The sequence below is a fragment of the Neobacillus bataviensis genome (assembly GCF_019969725.1).
The window spans coordinates 14480-35093 of the sequence record NZ_JAHXYW010000021.1; the positions used below are offsets into that span (position 1 = coordinate 14480).

Annotated in this window: 20 protein-coding genes and 1 pseudogene; 18 read left to right on the forward strand and 3 right to left on the reverse strand. The window is 34.8% G+C overall.

The window, feature by feature from the left end; translation table 11 throughout:
- Positions 1-86 precede the first annotated feature (86 nt).
- Both LC455_RS28640 and LC455_RS28645 read left to right on the forward strand, forming a co-directional pair.
- Positions 87-1043 (forward strand): AAA family ATPase, encoded by a 957-nt coding sequence (locus LC455_RS28640; protein ID WP_223596192.1) that lies wholly within the window; start codon positions 87-89, stop codon positions 1041-1043.
- The gene (locus LC455_RS28645; RefSeq protein ID WP_223596193.1) at positions 1033-1617 is read left to right on the forward strand and encodes an RNA ligase family protein; all 585 of its coding nucleotides are present in this window, start codon (positions 1033-1035) and stop codon (positions 1615-1617) included. Before LC455_RS28640 ends, LC455_RS28645 begins: the two co-directional genes overlap by 11 nt.
- Positions 1618-1940: 323 nt before the next feature.
- Here LC455_RS28645 and LC455_RS28650 read toward each other — a convergent pair whose 3' ends face one another.
- Positions 1941-2180, reverse strand: coding sequence for a DUF6429 family protein (locus LC455_RS28650; protein ID WP_223596194.1), 240 nt, complete (start codon positions 2178-2180; stop codon positions 1941-1943).
- A gap of 258 nt (positions 2181-2438) precedes the next feature.
- Between LC455_RS28650 and LC455_RS28655 the strand changes: the two genes are divergently transcribed.
- The 5 genes from LC455_RS28655 (at position 2439) to LC455_RS28675 (ending at position 5980) form a co-directional block, all read left to right on the forward strand.
- Complete coding sequence (locus LC455_RS28655; RefSeq protein WP_223596195.1) at positions 2439-2618, forward strand: hypothetical protein; 180 nt, start codon at positions 2439-2441, stop codon at positions 2616-2618.
- Between the two features lie 9 nt (positions 2619-2627).
- Positions 2628-2864, forward strand: a complete 237-nt coding sequence (locus LC455_RS28660) for a hypothetical protein (protein ID WP_223596196.1) — start codon at positions 2628-2630, stop codon at positions 2862-2864.
- Positions 2865-3544: 680 nt separating this feature from the next.
- Positions 3545-4129 (forward strand): hypothetical protein, encoded by a 585-nt coding sequence (locus LC455_RS28665; protein WP_223596197.1) that lies wholly within the window; start codon positions 3545-3547, stop codon positions 4127-4129.
- A 226-nt stretch (positions 4130-4355) separates the two neighbouring features.
- Entirely contained in the window at positions 4356-5297 is a 942-nt protein-coding gene (locus LC455_RS28670) for an SMI1/KNR4 family protein (RefSeq protein ID WP_223596198.1), read from the forward strand.
- A gap of 188 nt (positions 5298-5485) precedes the next feature.
- Positions 5486-5980, forward strand: coding sequence for a hypothetical protein (locus LC455_RS28675; protein WP_223596200.1), 495 nt, complete (start codon positions 5486-5488; stop codon positions 5978-5980).
- Positions 5981-6203: 223 nt separating this feature from the next.
- Here the strand turns inward: LC455_RS28675 and LC455_RS28680 are convergent, their stop codons facing one another.
- Entirely contained in the window at positions 6204-6755 is a 552-nt protein-coding gene (locus LC455_RS28680) for a GNAT family N-acetyltransferase (RefSeq protein WP_223596202.1), read from the reverse strand.
- Between the two features lie 642 nt (positions 6756-7397).
- On the opposite strand from LC455_RS28680, the gene LC455_RS28685 reads away from it, so the two are divergent.
- The 11 genes from LC455_RS28685 to LC455_RS28735 all read left to right on the forward strand — a co-directional run bounded on the left by LC455_RS28685 (position 7398) and on the right by LC455_RS28735 (position 20197).
- Complete coding sequence (locus LC455_RS28685; RefSeq protein ID WP_223596204.1) at positions 7398-8027, forward strand: hypothetical protein; 630 nt, start codon at positions 7398-7400, stop codon at positions 8025-8027.
- A gap of 643 nt (positions 8028-8670) precedes the next feature.
- Complete coding sequence (locus LC455_RS28690) at positions 8671-8958, forward strand: hypothetical protein (protein ID WP_223596206.1); 288 nt, start codon at positions 8671-8673, stop codon at positions 8956-8958.
- Positions 8959-9103: 145 nt separating this feature from the next.
- Positions 9104-10192 (forward strand): CotH kinase family protein, encoded by a 1089-nt coding sequence (locus tag LC455_RS28695; RefSeq protein WP_223596257.1) that lies wholly within the window; start codon positions 9104-9106, stop codon positions 10190-10192.
- Between the two features lie 180 nt (positions 10193-10372).
- Entirely contained in the window at positions 10373-10516 is a 144-nt protein-coding gene (locus LC455_RS31995) for a DUF4926 domain-containing protein (protein ID WP_369075774.1), read from the forward strand.
- A 156-nt stretch (positions 10517-10672) separates the two neighbouring features.
- Positions 10673-11221 (forward strand): signal peptidase I, encoded by a 549-nt coding sequence (gene lepB / locus LC455_RS28705; RefSeq protein WP_223596208.1) that lies wholly within the window; start codon positions 10673-10675, stop codon positions 11219-11221.
- 488 nt (positions 11222-11709) lie between these two features.
- Positions 11710-12207 (forward strand): DinB family protein, encoded by a 498-nt coding sequence (locus tag LC455_RS28710; protein WP_223596210.1) that lies wholly within the window; start codon positions 11710-11712, stop codon positions 12205-12207.
- 1127 nt (positions 12208-13334) lie between these two features.
- Positions 13335-16046: a DUF3289 family protein gene (locus LC455_RS28715; RefSeq protein ID WP_223596212.1), complete on the forward strand. Its 2712-nt coding sequence runs from the start codon at positions 13335-13337 to the stop codon at positions 16044-16046.
- Between the two features lie 22 nt (positions 16047-16068).
- Positions 16069-16560 carry a hypothetical protein gene (locus LC455_RS28720; protein WP_223596214.1) on the forward strand — a complete coding sequence of 164 codons (492 nt, stop codon included), beginning with the start codon at positions 16069-16071 and terminating at the stop codon, positions 16558-16560.
- A gap of 427 nt (positions 16561-16987) precedes the next feature.
- Entirely contained in the window at positions 16988-17488 is a 501-nt protein-coding gene (locus tag LC455_RS28725) for a hypothetical protein (protein ID WP_223596216.1), read from the forward strand.
- A gap of 385 nt (positions 17489-17873) precedes the next feature.
- On the forward strand, positions 17874-18878 hold the full coding sequence (locus LC455_RS28730) for a DUF3231 family protein (RefSeq protein WP_223596218.1): 1005 nt from the start codon (positions 17874-17876) through the stop codon (positions 18876-18878).
- 806 nt (positions 18879-19684) lie between these two features.
- Complete coding sequence (locus tag LC455_RS28735; RefSeq protein ID WP_223596220.1) at positions 19685-20197, forward strand: CBO0543 family protein; 513 nt, start codon at positions 19685-19687, stop codon at positions 20195-20197.
- 21 nt (positions 20198-20218) lie between these two features.
- On the opposite strand, the pseudogene LC455_RS28740 reads toward LC455_RS28735, so the two are convergent.
- Positions 20219-20344 (reverse strand): annotated as a pseudogene (locus LC455_RS28740) (SDR family oxidoreductase); the annotation flags it as partial.
- Between the last annotated feature and the right edge of the window lie 270 nt (positions 20345-20614).

Genomic DNA, 20614 nt, shown 5'->3' on the forward strand with positions numbered 1-20614 from the left:
CCCTCACCATATATTATGCTTACGTACTATTTTATTTCTGCGTTAATTGTTTGAATTCTAGCAAAGCAGAAAGGGAGGTGGAAATTATGCAAAAAGTAATCTATACCGTCGGAATTCCTGGAAGCGGAAAAAGCCATTTAGCACAAGAGCTTGCCAAAAAAGAAAAACTCGTGCTTTTATCTACCGATGACATCCGGCAGCAACTATTCGGCGACGCAGGAGTCCAAAAATCGCGGATTGTCTACCGGGTGCTTTTCGAGAGGTTGAATGAACTTGTCGCTGCAGGCAAATCCGTTGTGGTCGATTCGACCAACATCGAACGGGAGAGAAGGAAGTTCAACCTATCGAAATTAAAAAACGTTAGGAAAGAATGCTACTATTTGGACACGCCGTTTGAAATTTGCCTCAAACGAAACGTAGAACGAAAGCGGAATGTGGAGTACCGCATCATGGAAAAATACCGGAAGAATCTAGAATTTCCCATGGTTGGCGAAGGATTTGACGAGATCCAGATCATCCATACGCCGAGTTTATACGATATCACAAAGGAAGACTTCATTGACTTAGTTGAAAATAAGCTATCCTACGAAGAATTATTCGAAAGGCTTAAACACATGCCGCCTTTTAGCGGCATGTACCGGTTCAACCAGGAAAATCCCCACCATCAGTTCTTATTGTGCGAGCATACGTATCTTGTTTACGAATACATCAACGAAACATATGTAGGGAAAGACAAGTTGGCGCTCGTGATGACTGCCCTTTTTCATGACGCTGGAAAGCCATTTTGCAAGATGTATAAACCCATGAGAGGGAGCTATAGCTATTATGGGCATGAAAATGTGAGCGCTCAGCTTGCCTGCCATTTCCTCATAGAACTTGGGTTTGAGAAAGAATTCGTCCTAAAGGTCGCAAACCTTGTTCAGCTTCATATGCTGATTTCATTCGGCGGAGATAGAGGTGCTAGTGAAATTTATCACCTGATCGGGGATAATGAATTGACAAATCTGTATTTTTTCAGGGAGGCGGACCGATATGGGAAATGATTTTATGAAATATCCCAAAAGCTATCATTTGCCCTGGAGTGAAGGTTTTACTTCGGATGACAAAAGAATGAAGAAAATTGAACACTTCATCGGGAAGGAAATAGTGGTAACAGAAAAGTTAGACGGGGAGAATCTCACGATGTACCGTAACCATATTCATGCCAGAAGCATCGATTCCGCAGATCACGAATCGCGCCACTGGGTTAAGATGTTTCATTCTACGTTCGCCTATCGGTTACCTGAGAAGTGGCGGTTTTGCGGCGAGAATGTCTACGCCACCCACAGCATCCATTATCAGGAACTTTCGAGCTACTTTTATCTATTCAATATCTGGAATAAGGAAAATGTCTGCCTCAGCTGGGATGAAACGGTCAAATGGGCTACGAAACTCGGAATTGAAACGGTACCGGTGTTGTATAGGGGCATTTTCGATGAAAAGAAAGTGAAAGAATCCTACGTTAAACAATCAGCATTAGGCGGCGAACAAGAGGGGTACGTCGTCAGGTTATCCGAATCCTTTCACTATGACGACTTCAAATTTGCCGTAGGCAAATTTGTAAGGAAGGTGCAATAAGATATTATCTTTACTCTTCTAATAACCGATATTGTACATAAAATCATAATTAAGAGTTTGAAATTTTTGAGGGTTGAGGAGATATAAAAATGATAAAAATTGCCTCTGGTATAGGTGAATTTGTGTTTTCACTCCTTTTTCTTTCAGTTTTCTTATATTGGGTTTATATAACATTCATAAAAAAACGTAATTATGTTGTATTTTGAATTTGTTTTTATGTTTTGGTGACTGTATTCTCTCTGGGTACTTACGGGTGCAATAGTTAAAAATACAATTCAGGTGTTTTTATAAGGATAAAGGGAACTTCAACTATGTGAAGGCCCTTACTGTTGTTTTATATTATATTTTTTCATCAACTCTTTGGCGATTTCGATTCCTTTTTCAGTTAGATATACTGATTTTGATCGTTTGCTGTCACGAATAAAATCATTCTCTGATAATTCATTAAGTGACTCGAAAGGGTAACCTTTCCAACTTCTTTGAACTTCACCTAAACCAATATCCTCTTTAAAGGATGTTAAATATAAAAGCAGTAATGTTAATTCATCAATCTGATCTTTCATTTGAACGTTAGTCCTTTCCTTTTTTTTATAATGTAACTTAAACAAAGTAAATATTAAAGCAAGAAATAAGTAAATAAATAGATTGACAAATAATTGTTAGATTACTTTTCTAATGATGTTTATTAAATCTGTAGCTAAAAATTCTGCTCCCTATGACTGCTTTTGTTTATTCTACTAACGAGGGAAGTTTAGTTCAAGAAGGAAATTGTTTTATAGGTAACGAAAGTAGTAGTTAAAACAATTTAAAGGTGAATCGTTATGACTACAGCAAATTCCCATTATCCACGTACAGGATTACGATTAAGATGTGAAATAGGTGTAAATCCAAAAGTAAGAAGTTCTTGTTTAAACTTTGCAGCTTGGTTACGCTTAAATATGGAATTTCCAATTAGGGTTGTTGTTTATCTAAAAAAGAACTATCAAATTAAAAATAGATAAACTAAAGAGTTGGTAAGTGCAACGTTCTTTGCACCATTTGATAAAAACGTTGAACCCTATATAAGAATAGCTACTGGTGACTATAAAGAATTAGTATTAGAACGTGGAGAAATTGATGCCCTTTGGGCTATTTTAGGCAGTATGGCACACGAGATTACCCATTATCAACAATGGGTTGAGGATAAAGATTTGGATGAGGATGAAGCAGAGAATAAAAGTGAAGAAATTATTAGATGGTTTTGCTGAATCTTTATAATAACACTTCTTCTTCTACTAATGGGGACAAGTGTTAAGGAAAGTGATCGCTGCCGCGGTCTTTTCTTGTTGTACTAGCGGGGCAGGATAGTCAAATAACAGTTTCCTTATAGATTAAAAAAATCTAAAATGAAAATTAAAGCGAACATAAAAGATGCTATAAAATATAAAATAAAATTAGCTTTTTTTTCCTTTAATAAATAATTCTCAATTCCAATTAGCAGTAAGAGTAAAGATAGAAATACATCACCATATGAACGATTGATGTCTATGAAAAACAGCGAAAAATATCCAAAAATTAAAACAAGCTGTAAATAAAAAAGGGGTTTTATCCTTTTCTGCTTTTTTTCGAAGAATTTATTTAAAAGACCCATTGTCAAATCAATCCTATCTTAAAGTGTTAATGTAATTATACTTAATTAAGGGCACTTTAGGATAGCACCATTATTTAGAAGTACCCCTTTTAAATAAGATTGTGAAAGATTACACTTAAACTAAAGGGTGCAAGAGTTAAAGAACAGGGATCGCTGCGGCGGTCCTTTTTCTTGTTGTACTAACGAAGCAGGATAGTTGATTAAGGAAATGCTAAAATAGAAGTTGATTTCCGTTGCTTATATTATTAATGTTTATAAGTGCTGCTTTTAATTTAGAAAAAATTTGGGGAGGTAAAAATGGGACTGTTTGATATTTTAAAAAAAAAGGAAAATAATAATTATCATTTAACATTGCAACTTAATGCACGGTTACTACCTATTGACCGTGGCGAGTTTTTCGAGGAGCCTATTAACGAAGCTTTAGAGGCTAGTAAATGCGGAACCACTAACGGCGGCGGAACGATGCAACAGGCAACAGGCGAAATAGAGTTTTGTGATATAGAAATACTCCTTAAACATAACAAAATGGAAAACGTTGATAAACTACTACAAATTATTGATAGAATTGGCGTACCAAAGGGTTCCTTTCTGAGAGCCGATGGTTTCGAACAATCTGTTGGAACGCTTGAAGGTCTAGCACTTTATTTAAATGGTACAGAATTGTCAGAAGAAGTGTATCAAAACTGTGATATAAATTATGTGATTGAAAAAATTGATGAAGTGCTCGATGGTTCTGGTCGTTTTTATAGCTATTGGGAAGGTCCAGAAAATACAGCTTTATATTATTACGGTATTTCATTTAGAGAAATGAAGCAAAGAATGACTTCTTTTTTATCTGAATATCCACTTTGCCAAAAGTGTAAAGTAGAACAAATTGCATAGTACATAAAATCATCTTTAAGTACAAGTATAATAATAGGATAAAACCACATATGGGTGAGATTGTTTAAGATATTGGCTGCCATTTGGCAGCCTTTTTCTTATTCAACTAAAGAAGCAGGTTAGTTGAATTAGAAATGTCATAAAGTTATTGAATAAATAAAGGTTTTTAAATTATATATATCGAAAATATCATAGTTAATTATCCGAAAGTCTCATGGAGGAAGAAATGAAGAGAGTAATAAACATGATTAATCCGAGTTCCAAAGTGTCTGGTGTATCGTTACTTGAATTGAAAAAAGCAGAAAAAGCACTTGGTGCTACTTTTCCAGAGGAGTACAAAGAACTCTTTTTTGAAACGAATGGAGCTAAATTTGGTGATTGGACTTTGTTCCCTATTCAATCGAAAGAACGATCAGCATTAACAATTGATATTGTTAAACAAAATCGTGAGAACAGACCGAAAAATGTACCGAGTGATATGATTTGCATTGGTGAAAATATCAATGGTGATAAACTTTGCTATCGTAAAAGAAAAAGATTTATGCAGGAACTAATCTTTCTTTGGAATAAAAAAACTGGAATAAGCGATTGTAAGGCATCAACTTTAAGCCAGTTTATTGATTGGTATGTGCCGAAAGTGAATACTAATAAGCCTTTAACAGTTGGTACTTTTACAGTTGATAGTGGAAAGTTAATTGTTACTGATCCATGTTATCAGGTGGATGAAGAAGATCTGCAAATTATACTTTCAAATGTGAAAAATGGGAATTGGAAGGCAACCATCACTTACACTGATGAAGAAGTGGTGGAAAGTTTAATTGTATTTCATGGAGAGAAGAAACCAAGTGGAAAATGGCATGATTGCGATAAAACAATTGCAGTTGATTCTGCACAAGCTGGAATCTTTAATCTTGCAGTATTCGGTAGAGATGAAGCTATCCAATATGAAGTGAAAAATGTTTATGACATAGAGATAGATGAAGATGGATTAAAATATTATGTTGCATGTTGTGATATTGTTGCTTCAGATGCACAAGGGGGAGTCGTTCCAGGTGGTGCGGTTTCAATGTCTGGTTATGGTGACGGTGAGTACGAGGTGAAAGTAAAATATAACATTTCTAAAGAGGTTATTGGAGTGATGATTGACTTTGGAGCTGAAGAGGAATAATACTTTTCACAAATGGATAGTGAAATACACATGTTCTTCTTCAACGGGTGCAAGAGTTGAAAATCCAGCCGTCATTTCTGGCGGCATTCATATTGCACTAACGAAGCAGGATAGTTGAATAAGAATTTTACTCTTTCATTGAATAATTTGATATGATAATCTCATATAGTTCGTGTGGAGGAGTAACTTTGGAAAGTAAACGAATTACTAAGAAAAAAATATTGAAATACCTTCTAATTATTGGGGTAGTTGTGTTAGTATATGTTATTTTTTATTCACCTACTTTAAAAATGCCGATAAGTTGGGCAGCCGCTTGGGTAGGAATAGAAGCTGAACCAAGTTATATCCCTTTTGAATATAGTAAGAGTTATATGACTACTTCTTCCTGCGGTAAGAGGTGCGATAAACTAAAATTACATTACATATCAAAAAAAGAAGAGCTCGTTATAACTGCTACAGATTATGTAAGTTGGTATGATGATCCCAAATGGGATAAAAAAAACAAAATTAAAGGAACAAAATATTTTTATCAAGAAAAAAACGGAAAACAATACTTGGATTGGGAAGAAGAAAAAGAAGAGTTAGAATTAACAGTTGAATATAAAGGTGAAAATAAATTAGCTAAATCAGAAATTGTAAAAATTGCAAACTCTATAAAAGCTGAGGGTAAGTTATTAAACTAATGGGTGCAAAAGTTCAACAAGGGGCTGCGGTGGCGCCTCTTTTTCTTGTTCCGCTAACGGGGCAGATTAGTTGAAAATCCATTCTGATATATTTAAGCTAGTTAGATACTTAAAACGTTATACTTTGATAGAAGAACTCACGGATTATAAAAAAAGATTGCTCAAAATCCGTGAGTAATATTTCAAAGTATCTTAGATTTTATAAAAAAATTCTTATAAAATCTCAGTGCAAGCCTTCTGTTAGTTCCCGTAAATTTAAATCTGAAAGTAACATCCCATATACAATGCTATCTGTCCATTCATTCTTATTCCAATAATCCTGAATAAAATGAGCTTCTTTTCTCATACCTATACGCTCACACAACTTTTGTGATGCTTTATTTCTTGCATCAAGGTTGGCTTGTATACGATGCACATTAAATTTATCAAATAACTCCTTGACTAAACTACTCGCGGCTTCTGTTGCATAACCCCTTCCTGAAGCCTCGTTAGAAAAGCTATAACCAATTTCAACAGTATCTTTCATATCTGTATACCATACAGATAAATCACCAATTACTTTAGTATTGTTTACTACTGCCAAACTTAAAGTTGTTTCTTTTGTAAGTTCACCATTTTCTAGCTTTTTATTAAATAATTCCTGCATATTTTCATGTGTCCACTTATCATGCAAAAGATATTTACATGTATCATCGTTGTTATAAATGTTAAATACATCATGTAAGTCATTACTCTTAAACGGTCTAATTGTTAATCTTTCAGTGCTAAATTCCAAAAATAATCCTCCTTTATTCCAAAAAAATAAATGGTTGACAACCTATCCCAATCTTAATCAATTATTATTATAAATGACAAATCTTTTTTATAAAGCTACAATAATTGATTTTTCATCTAAAGAGTGTGGTGTGTAGCATGACTACAATAAGTGACGAAGCATTTTTTATTGGAAATGAAGTAGATTGTGAAGAAATGTACTTAAAGTAAAGGGTGCAAGAGTTAAAGATACAAGATCGCTGCGGCGGTCTTTTTTCTTGTTGAGCTAATTGGGCAGTTTAGTTGAACAAGAAAAGTGACAAATTAACAGGTATATGAAGAAAATTATTTTATAACCGAGGACGTTTATGAAAATAATGACTATTGGTATTATATTGGTTGTTGTGGGATGTAGCATTTTAGGGTGGTTAATTAAAGAATCTTATAAAAATTATAAAAATGAAAGTACAAAAATTAAAATTTTCTATTTCTTATGGGCGGTTATAGGTGTCCTACTAGACACAAGTGGTTTAATCATTCTTTTTGGATTTATATTTTTAGGGATTCTTTTAATTATCTATCATTAACTCTTCAATTAACGGGTGAGTTGTAGATTGAGCTATCAATTAGGCAGCTTTTCTTATTACGCTAAAGAAGCAGGTTAGTGGAAGAAGGGAAATTGAAATTTCTTGTTGAATTTATTACATTCAAAGACTACAAAAGACAGATCAACCTAGAACGTCAAAAAGATGGAGGTAGTATGTCAAAAGAGGTACATTTCTTTGCTACTAAAGCTGATTTAGAAACAGGGCTCAAAGAGTTAGAACTCTATCGTAAATTGAAATATGTAAGAGTTGGATTGTTTGATCAAATGGAAGTTCCAGTTTATACATCTTATAGTGAAATTATTGACTTTGGTATTAATCATTCTGGGGACCATATATCTGAACGGTATCTTGTACTAGACCAAAATATTGAATTGAAAATTGAAGAAGTACCTCAACAAAGAGGAGGATTAAAGTTTGCAGTTGACCAACTAATCAACGGCTCATCAATCGTCTTTTGGCCTGGTGGTATGCATAAAGAAAGCTTTCTTATTTGTGGTCATATATCAACGAGTTCAAAAGAGAATATCTCACTAGAACTCTATAAGGATTTTAGAAAGAAAGTTCTTAAGGGTTTTAAGAAGATTGGAAGTTATTATTGTGGGCTAGAGGCATTGCAAATGAAGGATGAAGTCAGATTTATAACTATAGGTATTCATCAAGATAAGTTATACGACTTGAAAATCTAAGTACTTAATATTTACTAACGGAAGAGTTTAAGATCAGAGCTGTCTTTATGGCAGCTTTTCTTGTTCAACTAACGGAGCAGGTTAGTAAAAGAACGAATTCCTAATCGTTACGATTGTGCGCTATATTTTGGACTATATTTTGTCCAATATGATAAACAATAAAGAAGTCCGAGCGGCAAATCTTGCAAGTTTGTGGCGGATCCGATTTGGTGTACCATAGTGGTGGAAATCTTGATATAGAAGAATTCCCTTTAATAGAAAGCTAGTGGAAAATCACATTTAAAAAGGGTTGCAATTATTCCAAGAGGTGAAGAAACAGTTAGGAGAAAAATAACCAATTGTATTTGCTCCATCCGAATTTTAAAAATAATTGACTCACAACAAAAGGACTGTTTCGGCAGTCCTTTTTTCATTATGGGTTATATATGTTTCGTGGTCAAACTGTGGTCACAAATAAATGTATGTCGAAACAATTTGTCCTCCCTTCCACTGTTTGCATCATGTTTAACTAATTATTCAAAAAAACTAACTGCTATAATTGGCCAAGAAAAGGAAAAATTTACCATTTTAATAGTACAAGCGCCGCCTCTAAAAGGTCTGTTTTTTTATAAAATATACAAAGAAACGAAGGAGGTGATTATGAATGTCAAGCAATTCTAGTAGTTCCGACAGCCATAGCAGCCATAGCAGCCATAGCAACCCTAGCTCAACTTGTAGTATAGCAACTGTAAGCCTTGCTGCTGATGGGACTGTTAGCGCGGTTTCAGGTAACCTACTTACTATTCTTGCAGGATGCGGTATTGACGTAGGTACTACACCAACTTTCGAAGCTGTATTTTCATGCTTAAATAATGCAGGTTTGGATTTTGTAACTATTTTTCCAAGAGCTGGTGTTGCAGGAGGAGTAGCTCTATTCCTACTTTGCGGCTAGTTTAACAACAGGGAAAGCCAAGGGTGTGAACCCTTGGTTTTCCTTAGCATTTTTAAATACTATCACACCGAATGAAGCATCTATGATTTAACGACGAGCAATTATTTTGAAAAGTAAAAGGCTGAAGAAAGGAAGTATCGATTTGATGAACAATAAATCGAATTTACCAGTATACTCTTTGTTCATTCGTCGCTGGGATCTTAGAAAGCTGAATTACAAGTTAAGACCCTTCGATGATCCAGTTCCTGCTAAATTATTCATTGATGATATGAATTTTGATATCTCCACAAAATTCCGGGGTAACTATACTAGAAAACTGCGTAGGAGATCCTACTTTATTAAGTTGAAAAGACTTCAAACCTTTAATGGCGCCCGAGAGTTTCATCTCAATGCTGAATATAAAGATCCATCTTCCATTCGCAATAAACTATCTCTTGATTTGTTTCAATCCTTTGGAGTTCTGTCTCCAGCCTCTCAGCACATTCAATTGTTTCTAAATGGTAGCTATAAGGGAGTCTATTTACAGCTGGAGTCGGTAGATGACTTATTTTTAGAAAATAGGCGTCTCCCATACGGACCAATTTACTATGCCGTAAAAACAGATGCCAACTTTTCACTAGATGGTCACAAAACGAAGGCTCCAAAAGAATCTTTGTTGGTGGGGTACCAGCGTAAAATCGGAACGGCTGAGGATGACAAATTTTTAATTGAACTCATCCAAAAAATTAACATGACTTCACTTGAAGAATTTGAGCAAGAGATTCCAAAATACCTTGCTGTGGACAAGTACCTTCGCTGGCTGGCTGTGGCGGTCTGCACCCAAAACCATGACGGTTTTCTAAAAAACTATGCGCTTTATCGCAATTCCGAAACGGGCTTATTTGAAATTATTCCTTGGGACTATGATGGGACATTTGGCCGGAAGTGGGATGGGGAGACCATTGAACCTGATTCACTCCGTATTAAGGGAAAAAATCATTTAACTAAAAGGCTTTTAGAAATTCCTGCATTCAGATGGCAGTACAGGGAACTGATGGAAGAGCTGCTTAATACCCTTTTCACCCCTGCTTACCTCGAACCAATCATTTCATCTCTCATGGAATTCATTCGCCCGCATCATCTATTTAGTGACCCTAGTCAATTGGAAACGTTTGATGGAGAAAAGGAAGTAATTATTACGTTTATAAAAGAAAGAAGTCAATACTTACGAGATAATTTAAACCTGTTAGATTAAAGGCCCCCAGCCAGATTGGTTGAGGCCTTTAATATGCCTTCTGACTTTATGATTCAAAAGGTTTTTCCTTATACCATTATATACTTGTCTTAATGTTCCTTTTTTGTAACCTTTTTTAGGTTTGTTATTTTTTACCATTAAAAACATAAAGCGATTAAATCGGCATTATCAAGCTTCATAATTGAAGGTATTTATAAAGGGCAAATTGGGACAATTTTAGAAGTTTACGATGATAATCACTTCGAAGTAGAGATAAATGATAGTAATGGAATAACGTTATTCTTAGGTGCATTTTCACGAGATTCTCTTGAGGTTGTTGTTTAACTAACGGGTGCAATAGTTATAGATTGGGGTTGCTGCTGCAGCTCCTTTTCTTCTTCGACTAACTGGGCAGGATAGCTTAAGAAAAATAACATATATCCAAACAAATATGGTAAAATGAGGATATGAATTCAGATGAATATTTAGGGAGATTGAGAAATGGTAAAGAAGAAAAATGAAATGTATGAATGGATTAAAGCCTTAATAGGTGCACTTGCAATAGCAGTCATTATTCGCTCTTTTTTCTTTACGCCGATTGTTGTTGACGGTGCTTCAATGAAGCCTACTCTTCAGGACCAGGACCGTATGATTGTAACAAAAATCGGAGAACCGAAAAGATTTGAAATTGTTGTGTTTCACGCCCCAGAAGGTAAGGATTACATAAAACGCGTAATTGGACTCCCAGGTGACAGAATTGAATATAAAAATGATGTTTTATATATAAATGGGAAAGCTTACAACGAACCTTACTTGGAAAAATACAAAAAATCATTAAAAGATGGAGGAACATTAACAGACTCCTTCACTTTAAAGGAAACCGCAGTAGGTAGTGATACTGTCCCTAAAGATAATTTATTTGTAATGGAAGATAACAGAAGGCAAAGCAAAGACAGCCGTGCTATTGGAGCGATACCATTGAAAAAGGTAATAGGGACAACAAATGTTGTTTATTATCCAATAAAAGATATTAAAATCGTAAATGACTAATTTCTGGTTTGACAAAATAGTTAGACTGTTTTCTTCTTTAACCATCGGGTACGTTTAATCCTAGAAGGATTACCACCCTTTTTTTGTTAATACCTTCTTAAACAAACTGAGCAGCATGTCTGAATAAATATAATATGTGAAGTATTACACTTAAACTAACGGGTGCAAGAATTCAAGAAGGATCGCTGCGGCGGTCTTTTTCTTGTTCAGCTAACGAGCAGTTTAGTTAAATAGGGAATGGTCGAAGAAAGGCTTTTGTCTAATAACCTCAAGGGGTATCTTATTTGTCATGATGAATGAATAAAAACTGGATGAGTCGAATAAATCATAGTGATCTTGTTTTTTTTGTATTCTCAAAATAAATGATTGGAGTATTTCATTGAGAGTAGTTTTTTTCGTTATATGCCCGACAGTCGAAAATAAAGGTAATTTTATGCCATCACTTTTAACTTTGAAGGATTACTCTATACAGTGAGGAGATTGATTTTATGCAAGTTATAGCCAAAATGTTTTTAGAACAACTCGACATGCATTGCTATGAGAATGAGTGGTTTGCATCCATAAATCAGGCGCTTCATGGAGTGAGCGCAGCTGAGGCAGCATGGACAAGTTCGGGAATCAGCAATTCGATTTGGCAGATTGTCAACCACTTGATATTTTGGAATGAAGACGTAATCCATCGAATTAAGGGCACAGAGAATCCGCATAAGGCAGAAGACAATGAAGAAACCTTTGGAAATCCGGGGGATCCAGAAGACGAAATTGGGTGGGCCAAGACAGTGCAGCGCCTTAATGAAGTCATGAATAAATTAAAAACGGTCATTGCGGACCTTGACGATGAAAAGTTAAAAGCTCCGTATGCAGCTAACAGGTACTCTATTGAGCGTTTACTCAGCAATATCATGATGCACGATACGTATCATCTCGGCCAAATTGTTCTGTTGCGTAAGTTGCAATCCTCATGGGGTGGCGTTGATTGGTCCTAAAGCACCATAATTCAGCGACCTTCCTCGCCCAGCCGTAGAAGCAGTATTGACGGTGTGAAGCCCTTTTCTTTCTCTACGGTGAAGCGTGAAGCGGGTGATTTTCCTGCTTTATGGATGGCTAAACGGGTGCGTTAGTCAAATAAATAGAACGTATTTGCAGAGCGATCTTTCGCATATTTCATTGTTCAACAGTCGGGCGCTTTTCTTAAATAAGAAGGCGTCTTTTTGCATGTACAACACATTTAGGGATTGAGTTTAATGAGGTGTAAAAAAAGATTGTGAAGTCCTGTATTTAAAGTAAAGGGTGCTTAAGCTTAAGAATGATCGCTGCGGCGATCTTTTTTCTTTATTAAAGAACGGGGCAGTTTTGTTGAAGAGTAGTGTTTAACTTGTGTTCAACAATCGGGCCATTTTCTTGAACAAAAGTTTTAAAGAAAATTGGCTATATATTAAATCTCTAAAGAAAGATCATTAATTCATAAGTCTGATAAAAAATAGGAAATATTTACCTTAAAATCCATATTTTTAATCTGTAAACTAAAACTTGTTGATAAGATTATTTTTTAGGGAGAAAAAGAAAAAAATGAATTTATCCCTCAAGGAACTATAAGAGCTGTTTCTGTTTAATGATCTTCAATGCTTTTTGTATTTTCGCCACAGTCTAAGGATCAAAAAGCATCATCCCCCTAACACGTTAAATATTAACGGTTTGGGAGCGAAACGGGATTCATTCATTGGTTTACGGCCGAAAATATTGTGTCAAAGATTTATTTATGTTCGGTAAATTTAAAAAGACAAGACACTTAAATATTAGGTGTCTTTCTGATTTAATATTTTTTTAGAAAATTCAGTATTCATTTTGTTTCGGATATATTCCATTAAATGCTTTTGATAGCTACCAACTAGTTGCTATTAGAAAAATAACACTTGTAAAGGAGTCGATTTAATGACATTATCTCAAGGATTTTGACAATATTTATTTGGATGGGAACCACTATATCGTATGCTTCGATCATTAAACCACATAAGTTTTATAAGTATCCACATAGTAAATGCATGCAGCTTCTCTTTAATATCGTTATATTTTTATAGGTTAAATTAATATTTTTATAGAGGAGATTTTCATTTTGAAAAATAAAATAAAAAGTACGATGAGTATTTTATTAAGCTTTGCAATTATTTTCGGCGGAATTGGGCAAACAGTGGTGGCTAAGGGTATTTACGATGCTAAGCAAGGACAACAAAAGATTTCTAGTGAGGAAAATGTAAAACAGTGGTTAAGTGAATATGAATTCTATGAGGATACCAGAGATGGATTAATCTATGAGAAGACTGCAATAAATGAATTAAAGCGTTTCGTAACAGTCATAAAAGATTCTAATGCTAAGTTAGATTCTAATACACTAGATAATCTGATTGTGGAATTTGATAAGACCGGAGACTTTAAGCAAACAGATATGAATGAAGTTGAAATGTTTGAACAATTGATTGACCAATATGAACAAGGAGTTCAAGAGGAGTATTTAAAAGAGGTGGTTCTAAAAAGTGATCTGCTCTTGAATATCAAACATAAGTTAACAATATATCTATGGGGCTATGCATCAAATAACGATTTTAATAAACCAACTGAAGTATTACTTGCAGATATACTCTTTAATTTTTATTTATCGGATAAAATTGTCAATAACAATGCTATCGGGATCTTAAAAGATATCTCTGATCAATCGGATCAAAATGGAAATAAAATAAAAGCTCATTTGGATAACGCTGTAAAAATGTCTGAAAAAGGTAATGAGTTTCTAGTAAAAGATCTTGGTATCCCTGCATCAAAGTCCTATCAAAATGCATATAAACAAGTGTTATTTGGACTTGAAAAAGCAGGCTATACATTTAACACAGAACTCTTTGAATCTACCTCTGACACGGATGGTGACACGATAACAGATGGAATAGAATTCCAAGAGGGAATGAATCCATTTAAAATGGATACAGATGGGGATGGATTAAAGGACCATATTGAATATGAGTTTAAATCAACTATTTCCCCAACAAAATATGATACAGATGATAATGGCATAAGTGACGCAGATGAAGATAGCGATGGAGACGGCCTAAAAAATAAAGACGAGCAGGTTTATCAAACAAATTTGATGAAGAAAGATTCCGACCAAGATAGCTTAACTGACGGATTTGAAGTACAACAGTTTGATTCATTACCTAATAAGGATGATACAGATAGCGATGGATTAAGTGATGGAGATGAATTTGCTTTAAAGACAAATCCGAATACTGCAGACAGTGATAATGACGAGGTCACGGATTCACAAGAACTCCATAAACAATCTATTAGTCAATCATTGAATCAGCCTGATCAATCAGAAATTACTAGTGTAGAAGTTAGTTTTAGTGCAACGGATAATATAAATAAAACGACTAGAATTACAGTAAACAAAGGCAATATTAAAACAGCTAATTTATACGGTCTGATTGGTTTTCCTGTAGGGATCAATACTCAATCAGAATTTGATAAAGCAAGCATTAAGTTTACTTATGATGAAGCACAGCTTGGAGACACATCGGAACAGGATTTAGGCATCATTTGGTATAATGAAGATGAGGAAATGTTTGAAAGCCTTAACGCTGTGTTAGATACAAGTAAGAATACAATAAGTGTGGAAACTACTCAGCTTAGTGAATTTATGATTGTTGATAAGAAAAAATGGCTGGAGATTTGGAGTAAGGAAACTGACTCTTCAAAAAAGCTTGAGGTAAAAAGCGATGGTTCAGGTGGCGAAGAGATAGATTCAGATGGGGATGGCTTATCCGATACCTATGAAACGGAAGGAATGAAAACACCATACGGTATAATCTACACTAATCCTGACATGAAAGATAGTGACGAAGATGGATTAACCGATGGGCAAGAAATGGGTCCATTCAGAACATTCACGTTTGAGATTTTTGGAATTACGATTCATTTTGAAGGTTTCTTTCCAACCAGTTTACCAGACCAAAAAGATAGTGATGGAGATGGAATTTTTGATAATGAGGATTCAAAACCGTTGTACGCTAATTTATCCAATTTAGTCATTTTTCAATCAGACCGACCAGAAGGGTATGATGAAAATGGAAATGTAGCGAATGATATGACAACAAATGATTATACAGGAGATGAAATGACTGACATTAGCTGGATGTTCAATTTTCAATTACTAGAATCATATTTCCCTGGTATTCTCTTTGATGAGTTCGAGACAATGTCCACAAGCTTATTTTCTACGGGAGAAATGGAAGATGTTGTTTTAGATATGATTGATCATTTTGAGGAGGGAACTGGTACAGCGTATAGTAATCAGACTTTAACTAAAAAAGCGAGTGAGCATGAGACAACAAAAGACTATGTTGAATTTGTCAAAAATGCTTTAGTTGATGAGCTAAAGAAAAATGGAGGAAATTTGGGAGCACTTCGGTTTGATAAAAGTACAAAAGCAACTAATACGTTTTATCGAAATATACAGGATAATGCTTCTTACCCGACGTTTAGCAGCTGGAGTGATAGAATAGGCGGACTTACCATTACGGTAAATGATACGTGGGGGAATACGATATCCGTAAAAGATTTTTCAGTAGAGAACAATCACTTTGAAGGTGTCATGCATGTTCGTTTATATGATCATTTTGGGCTGGATCAGCCAGATGTAGAGAAAATGTATGTCAACTTAGCAGGATTTCGTTCTTGGTTTGTCTTACAGCATTATGAAGATTATGATGGGGAATATAAACCCTTTGTTACTTTAATGGAAATGGATATCCCATTCGAGGGGGAATTGAGCAATTAAAGTTAATATAAAAATTCTAGTTTTGATTATTGGTATATTCTTCATTCCATTATACTTAATTGGATGTACAAAGAATGAGGAATCAAGCGGGGAAACAAAGATTTTCGAAATTGCCAATACAGAACAAATCGTTGGTAAAAAGGATGAAGCAGTGGTAACTCTTAGAAAGCATTACATGATCCTGAATCCACCAAAAGCTTTAAAAGATTTGAAAGAATTAGTTGAAAAATACACTAAGAATCATCCAGTTGAAGGTGAAATGGAAGTAATAGAAGGAAAAAATAGGATTTTTTATATGTCCTTCTATAGAGAAAGTGACGATTTGCCAAGAGACTGGCAGCCTGATGAAAGTTACATGAATACGGATCGGATGGAACATCATAAACATGATCTCATTGCATCGATCATTTGGTCAGATGCTGAACCACAAAAAGAATACAATGTTTATGATAAAAGTAAGGAAGGAAGGGTAATTAAGAGGTTGCGTTTTATTGAGGATCAGCTTGTTGAGTGATACACTATCCATACACTAAATAAAGAAATGGAAATTGTTAGAAACTACAACAGGAACACTACATGATAGACTAGGGATCACTATGAATATTTTCCATATTGGCCCTCATTTCTCGAATCGTTTCCATATCCTATTAAAACTTTTATATTCCATAATACCAGTTAATATAATTTTTTTCTTTGTTCCGTTAAAGGGCGCTTTTCTTGAATAAGAAGGCGTCTTTTTGTATTGTACTGGATTCTGGAACAACACTTATTAGGGATTGGAGTTATATTAAGGTGTAGAAGAGATTGTAAAGAATTACACATAAACTATCGGGTGCTTATGTTAAAGATGGGGTTGCTGAGGCAACCCTTTTTCTTATTCGACTAACGGGGCAGGATAGTTGAAGAAGATACATTTTAATTAGCAATACAGGACAAGTTATATGTATAAAGTTAATACTGAAAGGACTTATAAAATGGTTAAGGTGGTTATTTGGTCTATATTTATTATTCCTTGGATTTCTTTGATCTTTTTAGACCGTTCAGCAATTCGCAGATATTTTCCTGTTGCTCTATTTGCCACAGTGCTCAACACAATATTGGCACAAATGGCTTGGACATATAACTGGTGGAAATTTAAAGAGACTCTTTTTAGCTGGGACAAAATAGCACCACTATTTACTGTATATGGCATATTCTTGGTCGGTACAATATGGATATTTTATTTTACATTTCGAAAATTTTGGATATATATTATTGTAAATTTAATAATCGATCTCTTTTACGGGATGGGTCTTACTAAAATGTTAAACAAGCTAGAGATAAGAGAATCTGGTAGTTTCACTCCACTCAAAAACCTTTTGACAATGACAATACTAGCTGTCATTCTTTATCTTTATCAGTTATGGCAGGAAGATATCTATGATAAAGAAAAAGTTAAGTAAAATTCATTCGATTCCTTTTATAAAGAAGGACTTTTCTTCAGCTAACGGGTGCAAGAGTTGAAGACCCAGCTACATTTTGGTGGCTTTCTTATTGAAGTAACGGATGCAGTTTAGTTGAAGATCGATGTTTAACTTGTGTTCAACAATCGGGCCATATTCTTGAATAATTCATAGAAGATTGTGAAGAATGTACTTAAACAAAAGTGCAGGATAGTGAAAGCGATGTAAAAATAGATAAGTGAAAGATTAAAGATAAACATAAAGAGTCTTAGCTAGTAATTAGCTAAGACTCTTTTTCATTCGACGTATTGTATAGGTAGTTCATTTATACTTTTTCCTATTCTGGGGATATTATTCTATGACGTATTGAATAGGAGGTTGTTTAGTGGAAGATAAAACAAATATCAATTTAACTGCTGCGGAAATGTCTGGTTTATGGACTCAATACATGGGCGATACAATAACTGTTTGTGTGAATAGCTATTTCTTAGAAAAAGTAGAAGATGAAGAAATACGTCCTATTATTGAATGGACACTCGATACAGCAAAAGAGAATGTTTCCATCATGCAGGAACTGTTTCAAAAAGAGAATTTCCCGATACCCATTGGATTTACGGAACAAGATGTCAATACAAAAGCTCCAAGACTTTTTACAGATACTTTTTTCTTAAAGTATTTAAGTCAAATGGCTGTATCTGCAATGACAGCCAGCAGTGCAGGACTAACAGTTGCGACACGTCCAGATGTTGTTACTTTTTATAAACGTATATTGAATAAAGGGGTTGAATTGCGGGACAGAACACGTGATTTAATGCTAAATCAAGGGATTTATGTAAAACCTCCTTATATACCTATTCCTGATAAGGTCGATTTTATAGAAAAACAACATTATTTAACTGGTTTTTTTGGGAAAAAGAGGTCTATTAATTCACAGGAAATCACTCATTTATACTTAAACACTCTAATAAATGCTATCGGTAAAGAAATAGTAACGGGCTTTGGCCAGACTGCTCAAAACGAAGATGTAAAACAGTATTTTTTAAGAGGGAAAGAACTTGCCCAAAAATATGTAGATACATTTAGCAATTTTTTAACCAAAGAGGATCTGCCTGCCCCTATAAGTTCAGGTTCGGCTGTTTTAGATACAACCGCAAGTATTTTTTCAGATAAACTAATGATGTTTCATGTTACATCTATGGTTGCAACAGGAATTGGATATTATGGAATGGCATTGGCAGCAAGTCCAAGGAGAGATATAGGACTTAAATATATATCAATAATTCCAGAAGTCGCACTGTATGTCGAAGATGGAGCCAATATTATGATTAAACACGGCTGGATGGAGGAACCTCCACAAGCAGTTGATCGTGATCAATTGATACAGCAATGAATTTCAACAATCGGGCGCTTTTCTTTAATAAGGCGTCTTTTTGCATGGACAACAAATTAAAGGGATTGAGTTTATTGAGGTGTAAAAAAAGATTGTGAAGTATTGTACTTAAAGTAAAGGGCGCTTAAGAAAGGGTTGCTGATACAGCCTTTTTATTGTTCCACTCAAGGGGTTTGTTGAATAAGGATTGATAAAATTTATAATAATTACAGTTATTAGGTTTTAAGGGATGTGATAGCCTTGTGTGGAATAGACTTTGCAATTGGAGTAACCGATAAAGAAGCATCAAAGGCAGAGAAATATGTTCATTTTAATGAAAGAATACACGCTTACTTAATAAAAAAGATGTTATTGCTAATGATGTCTTGAATTGTATCCCTGAAGCGGAAAATTATTGGGATAAAATTAAAATTAATGGCTTGAAATAGTAGTTTTTCTTCATTATTAAAGCCGTTGTTCTTCAACAAACGGATGCCTGAGTTCAAGATGGATCGGTGCGGCGGCCTTTTTTACTTGTTGTGCTAACGGATGCAGTTTAATTCAATATGGGATAATTAAAACGCTTTGGGAAACGAATAAAAGTGGTGCTTGAGCGAATCAAAGAGTCGTAGCTGCGGCTCTTTTTCTTGTTTCACAAACAGGCAGTTTAGTGGAAAAATCGTCATTAGCTTTTTTTTACAATCGGGACAGTTTGTTGAAGATTTAACGTACCTGTGGCTGAAAATTAGCAATAGGAAGAAACGCATATTTTAAATACAATTAGTCATAATATAATGGCAAAAATTTATTGTAATAGGATGGTTTAAATGTACATTATTGTACGCATGATGTTATGGATTCTTGCGGCATGGCGTTGGGGAGATTGGCGGAACTGGAAGAATTATCAGTCCACCTTTCTCTTTTTAATCATGCTGGACCTGTTATATAACTTTCTTACATATAATTATCCGTTGTGGGCATATGACCCTACCGATATTATTCCAAATCATACTTTTAACAATCTGCTTGTAACATTTATCTCTTATCCATCCGTTGTGTTTATATATATCGGACGGTATCCAACTGGAAAGGTAAAACAGGTTGTCTGGATCATCTTCTGGGTGACCCTTTTGTCTGTTGTCGAGTTCATAAACTACATAATGGGTTTAATGAGTTACCATCATGGTTGGAATTTCGGGTGGTCTGTGATTTTTTATCTTGTTCAATTGCCTTTTATTCGGCTCCATTATAAAAAGCCATTATTAGCCTATGGTCTGTCAGTACTGATCATTGTAGGACTGTTATTGCTTTTTAAAGTCCCTATCAGCAAAATGAAATAAAACTAGCTGTATTGAAAATATTTAATCCTTTACAATTTCTCCACCATTCACTTGTAAAATTTGTCCTGAAATGTAGGATGCATCATCGGAGGCTAAGAATACATAAGCATGTACCACTTCAAATGGTTGACCAGCTCGCTTCATGGGACATGTCTTCACGAAGCCATAATGATCTGAACTCATTCAATTTACCGTTCACCTAACGGTAAGGTTATGAAGTTGGAAATAGGTATCGTTTTATTGTTTCATCAGTAGAAGCTAGATAACCACCAGGTGGGTAACCATGGAAACCGCTTGCAGGGGGAAGAACTTGTGGAACGCCTTAAACACTTGTTAGGGTCAACAACGGATGCAACAGAGTAACTTGCTTGACTAGGGTAAATTCTTTGTGGACCAAGGGAAAAGTTGTATTGATTC

What these genes read in the sequence shown, in the direction of transcription:
- LC455_RS28640 (WP_223596192.1), top strand. Translation starts at nt 87, where the DNA reads ATGCAAAAAGTAATCTATACCGTCGGAATTCCTGGAAGCGGAAAAAGC.
- LC455_RS28645 (WP_223596193.1), top strand. Translation starts at nt 1,033, where the DNA reads ATGGGAAATGATTTTATGAAATATCCCAAAAGCTATCATTTGCCCTGG.
- LC455_RS28650 (WP_223596194.1), bottom strand. Translation starts at nt 2,180, where the DNA reads ATGAAAGATCAGATTGATGAATTAACATTACTGCTTTTATATTTAACA.
- LC455_RS28655 (WP_223596195.1), top strand. Translation starts at nt 2,439, where the DNA reads ATGACTACAGCAAATTCCCATTATCCACGTACAGGATTACGATTAAGA.
- LC455_RS28665 (WP_223596197.1), top strand. Translation starts at nt 3,545, where the DNA reads ATGGGACTGTTTGATATTTTAAAAAAAAAGGAAAATAATAATTATCAT.
- LC455_RS28670 (WP_223596198.1), top strand. Translation starts at nt 4,356, where the DNA reads ATGAAGAGAGTAATAAACATGATTAATCCGAGTTCCAAAGTGTCTGGT.
- LC455_RS28690 (WP_223596206.1), top strand. Translation starts at nt 8,671, where the DNA reads ATGTCAAGCAATTCTAGTAGTTCCGACAGCCATAGCAGCCATAGCAGC.
- LC455_RS28695 (WP_223596257.1), top strand. Translation starts at nt 9,104, where the DNA reads ATGAACAATAAATCGAATTTACCAGTATACTCTTTGTTCATTCGTCGC.
- lepB (WP_223596208.1), top strand. Translation starts at nt 10,673, where the DNA reads ATGGTAAAGAAGAAAAATGAAATGTATGAATGGATTAAAGCCTTAATA.
- LC455_RS28710 (WP_223596210.1), top strand. Translation starts at nt 11,710, where the DNA reads ATGCAAGTTATAGCCAAAATGTTTTTAGAACAACTCGACATGCATTGC.
- LC455_RS28725 (WP_223596216.1), top strand. Translation starts at nt 16,988, where the DNA reads ATGTATAAAGTTAATACTGAAAGGACTTATAAAATGGTTAAGGTGGTT.
- LC455_RS28735 (WP_223596220.1), top strand. Translation starts at nt 19,685, where the DNA reads ATGTACATTATTGTACGCATGATGTTATGGATTCTTGCGGCATGGCGT.